Annotated in this window: 5 protein-coding genes; 1 reads left to right on the top strand and 4 read right to left on the bottom strand. The window is 63.6% G+C overall.

All coding sequences use genetic code 11. The features are described 5' to 3' along the window. From PGX04_RS24155 to PGX04_RS24140, 4 genes are all read right to left on the bottom strand, one after another. Positions 1-509 (bottom strand): histidinol dehydrogenase (locus PGX04_RS24155; RefSeq protein ID WP_273740836.1); only part of this gene is annotated, 509 nt, incomplete at its 3' end. Between the two features lie 122 nt (positions 510-631). Continuing rightward, a complete protein-coding gene (locus tag PGX04_RS24150) occupies positions 632-853 on the bottom strand; it encodes a hypothetical protein (protein WP_273740835.1) in 222 nt (73 codons plus the stop codon). Positions 854-1,003: 150 nt separating this feature from the next. Continuing rightward, the gene (locus tag PGX04_RS24145) at positions 1,004-1,846 is read right to left on the bottom strand and encodes an ABC transporter permease (RefSeq protein ID WP_273740834.1); all 843 of its coding nucleotides are present in this window, start codon (positions 1,844-1,846) and stop codon (positions 1,004-1,006) included. Beyond that, entirely contained in the window at positions 1,843-2,943 is a 1,101-nt protein-coding gene (locus tag PGX04_RS24140) for an ABC transporter ATP-binding protein (protein ID WP_273740833.1), read from the bottom strand. The genes PGX04_RS24145 and PGX04_RS24140 overlap by 4 nt, the downstream gene beginning before the upstream one ends. 290 nt (positions 2,944-3,233) lie before the next feature. Here PGX04_RS24140 and PGX04_RS24135 point away from each other — a divergent pair, with 290 nt between their 5' ends. After that, positions 3,234-3,866 carry a metal-dependent hydrolase gene (locus PGX04_RS24135; protein ID WP_273740832.1) on the top strand — a complete coding sequence of 211 codons (633 nt, stop codon included), beginning with the start codon at positions 3,234-3,236 and terminating at the stop codon, positions 3,864-3,866. Positions 3,867-4,349 lie beyond the last annotated feature (483 nt).

Genomic DNA, 4,349 nt, shown 5'->3' with positions numbered 1-4,349 from the left:
GCCGCCAGCGTCACCGGGTTCAGTTCGTCGGCCGGCGGCGTCACCACCGAGACGTGACCGACGCCGGCCACCGTCGCCGGGACGACCCCCATGATCGCACTCGAGGGATAGGCCGCCGAGCCGCCGGGAACGTAGACGCCGACGCGCTCTATCGGTCGAAACCGTCGTCCCAGCGTCCGTCCCTCGCTGAACTCCCGTTGCCAGTCGTCGGGCAGTTGCGCTTCGTGAAACTCGCGGACGTTCGCCGCGGCCGTCTCGATCGCGTTCCGGACTCCGTCGTCGATCTCGTCGGCCGCCCGCTCGCACTCGTCCGTGATCTCGAGGTTGCCGACTTCGATACCGTCGAACTCGCTCGTGAACTCGCGGACGGCGACGTCCCCCTCCGTGTGGACGCGCTCGACGATCTCGCTGACGTCTCCCCTGACCGCCTCGATACCGGCGTCGCGCTCGAAGAAGGCCGCGCGGTCGTCCGGTCCGAGGTCCGCGATCGCCTGAACGTCGATTGTCATGCCTTCACGTTCGAACGGCGGTCGAAAAACGGTTTCCTTCCGTTTGGACGGCCGGAGATCGGTCCCGGATCGATCGAATCACGGCGTTTCGATAGACCGAGGCACAGCGACGGCCGGCCGTCTCACGAATCGGAGTTCTCGACGTCCCAGATTCCGACGAAGTCGAGGGTCGCCCTGACGAACAGATAGAGAAGGAGCCCGAAGCCGACGATCGCGAGCGGTGCCTGCAGGAGATTTGCGGTTTCCACGTCGAGTACGATCCGACTGATCCCGCGCACGAAGAAGCTCGCGATGACGATCCCGAACGCGATGACCGCGAGTTTGACGAATCCCGACTGGTCCATAGGGGCCCGTACGGCTACTGTCGCTAAATGATATCGGGTATTCTCGTCTCACCGACCGCCGAGAGCCTCATACGGACTGCTGTCAGTCATTTCCGGTGCGACCGTGAATCGTCCCGCGGTCGCACCGGTAAACCGTTACAGCAGACCGTATCAGCGAACGTCGGCGCTGGCTGCGCGGCCGATCGCGTAGACGGCGACCGATCCGAACGTGAACGCGAGTCCCACGAGAACGGCGAGTGCCGGCACGAGCGTGTCCCACATCCCGCCGAACCGGGTGACCTCGATCACGGTCATCGTATCCTCGCCGAGCATCACCGCGCGAGCGGCGTCGACGCCGTAGGTAATCGGGTTGAACGTCGCGACCGTCCGAATCCAATCCGGAAGCGCCGGCAACGGGAGAAACGCACTCGAGACGAACAGCAAGGGCAACTGAAGCAGGTTTGCCCCGATAATCGTCGACTCCTCGTCGCGGGTCACCACGGCCAGCACGTTCGAGAACGCAGTGAACCAGACCGAGAACACGACGCAGATGGCCGCGATTGCGACCGCGCCCGCGATACCGGTCGCGATTTCCGCACCGAGCAACACGCCCAATCCGAGCACGATTACGACCTGTACGACGATGCGGACGACCTCGGCGAGCGTCTTCCCCAGAAAGACGGCGGTCCGGTTCATCGGACTGACCAGTATCTTCTCGAACATCCCGGTCTCGATGTCGTTGACCAGCCCGATTCCCGACGTCGCGGCCGCCACCAGCGCCACCTGGATCACGATCGCCGGCACGAGATACGTTTCGTAGCTGACGCCCTCGAGGGCGGCCGTCGCGACGCCACCGAACACCTGCGTGAAGAGCACGAGAAAGATGATCGGCTGGACGAGCGAAACGACGAGCACGAACGGGTTCCGAACCGACTTGATCGTCCACCGGACGAACGTGACCCACACGTCGCTCGCGAAGCCCCCGCCGTGACGGTCGACATCGGGCGTACTCATCCGTTCACCTCGTCTCGATCGATATCGTTCCCGTTTTCACTCTCGTCGCTCACCGTCGGTTCTCTCGAGTCACGGCCGCCGTTACTGATCGCTCCGGATCGTGCAGCGTCGGTCGTGTCCGACTCGCGTTCCGTTGACGGGTCGTCCTCGTTCCCCTCACCCGTCACCGCGAGGAACACGTCGTCGAGCGTCGGTGCACGGACGTCGAACCCGTCCACATCGATTCCGGCGTCCCGCAGTGCGACCAATAACTCGGTCCCACGCGTCCGCGCATCGCGGGCCGTCACCGCGAGCCCCGACTCCGTTGCCTCGATCGTCGCCCCGTCCGCGAACAGCGCCTCATCGCGGGCGACCGCTACTGCGCGCTGGCTCTCGTCGGGATCAGCCAGTTCGACCGCGAGTATCTCGCCGCCGACGCGACGTTTCAGCTCTCCAGGCGTCCCCTCCGCGACGACCGATCCGTCCTGAATGACCGACAGTCGCTCGCACAACTGGTCGGCCTCCTCGAGGTACTGGGTCGTCAGGAAGACGGTCGTTCCCTCGTCGTTGATCCGCCGGAAGTACTCCCAGAGTCGGTTTCGCGCTGCCGGATCGAGCCCAGTCGTCGGCTCATCGAGGAATACCAGCGGCGGCCGGTGGACGAGCGCGGTCGCCGCGTCGAGGCGCTTTTTCATCCCCCCGGAGAAGTCGTCCGCGACTTTGTTCGCGGCGTCGGTTAGTTCGACAAGCGCAAGCAGTTCGTCGATCCGATCGTCACGCTGCGCTCGCGGAACGCCGTAGGCGTCACACGCGAACCGAAGGTTTTCTCGAGCGGTCAACTCGGGATCGATACTCGTCTCCTGCGCCATATACCCGACCGTCGACCGCACCTGTCGGGGCTCCTCGATGGCGTCGAATCCGTTGACGACGATGGAGCCGTTGGTCGGTCGCAGGAGCGTCACCAGCGTCTTGATCGTCGTCGTCTTGCCCGCGCCGTTCGGTCCCAGAAAGCCGACGAACTCGCCGCGTTCGACGAGGAGATCGACGCCGCGGACCGCCTCGGTTCCGTCCGCGTACGTCACCGCCACGTCGCGCGCTTCGATAGCGTAATCGGTCACAGTCGTGCTATGGCGACCACGGAGATATAGTTATGAGACCAGCCACACGTCGCTATGGCCTCTCGTATCGGTCAGTGTCCTTTTCCAATAGCTGGTCGAACTCGATCGACTTTCCGACAGTCAGGGGTCTCGTCAGTCGATGACAGCAACGCTGTCAATCACAGATGTTGTCCCGTAAGACGGGCTTATCGAGTACTGTCTCGACGGTCACGATCCCTCAAACCCAGTTCAGCCGCGAGCGCCACGACAAGCGAACCATAACTATTCGTTGGACAGCGAACCATCCGTCCATGTGGCCGTGGGAACACGCGATCGTCGGCTATCTCGCATACTCACTGTGCTGTCACATCATTTTTCGCGACTCGCCCACCGGACTCGAGGCGTTCACCGTCGTCCTCGCGTCGGTTCTCCCGGATCTGATCGACAAGCCACTCGCCTGGGAGTACGGCGTGTTCGAGAACGGCTACGCGATCGGCCATTCGCTTTTCTTCGCGGTGCCGCTGGCGATTCTCGTCGGAACGATCGCGCACGCGGCGACGCGGCCCCGGGTCGGTCTCGCGTTCGGACTCGGCTACCTGTCACATCCCTTCGGCGATGTCGTGGACTCAGTGTTCCGGCAGGATATCCTGCAGCCCGAACTCATGCTCTGGCCGGTCGCTACGGTCGAGGGCCACTCTCCCGGGCCAGGGTTCCTCGAGGCATTTCTTCACCTGTTCGGTCGCTACTCGAGTGATATGCTCGCCGGCGATATCTCGACGTATCTGTGGGCACAACTCGGACTCGCCGGGGCGGCGCTGGTGGTGTGGTTCGTCGACGGCGCACCGGTCCTTCGCGAGTGTCTGCTGGCCGGATTTGGACTCGTCCGATCGATTCTCGGACGAGAACCCGACGCCTCGAGTTCGAATCCGCCGAACCGCCGGTAGTGTCGACGGAGTATTCGGTCGACGGCACTCGGTCGCTCGAGCCACCTCGTGACTGTACAACGTGGCGCAGTGGCCGCTCGAGACGACGGCCTTATATGTTGACTCGGACTTCGATTGTAATGCGAACGACGTGGCGCACGCCGCCACGTTCCCTCCGGCCGCAACCCGGCACGGAGGAAGGAATCACATCCGTCCTCGGACACCTCGTCGGGTCGATCCGACGAGAGGCTGCGTACTCGAGGGCTCCACACGACGATGGTCGCGACCGGAACTGCCGGTCGCGATGATTCGGAGCCCTTATACGTGCCTGGGCGTTCAGTTGTGATCGTACACACCCCCGCCGGCTGCGGTTTCCGGCGTGGGGGCGATCCGACGCCCTTATACGTTCGAGGGTATTCGGATGTGAACACGAAGATGTGGCGACGGGGCGTTTGGATACGCCGTGTCGTCGCGGACGATTCGGAGTCCGAAGGGGTTATGTAC

The sequence above is a fragment of the Natrinema soli genome (assembly GCF_028618695.1).
This window is presented reverse-complemented; position numbering and strand designations above follow the sequence as displayed.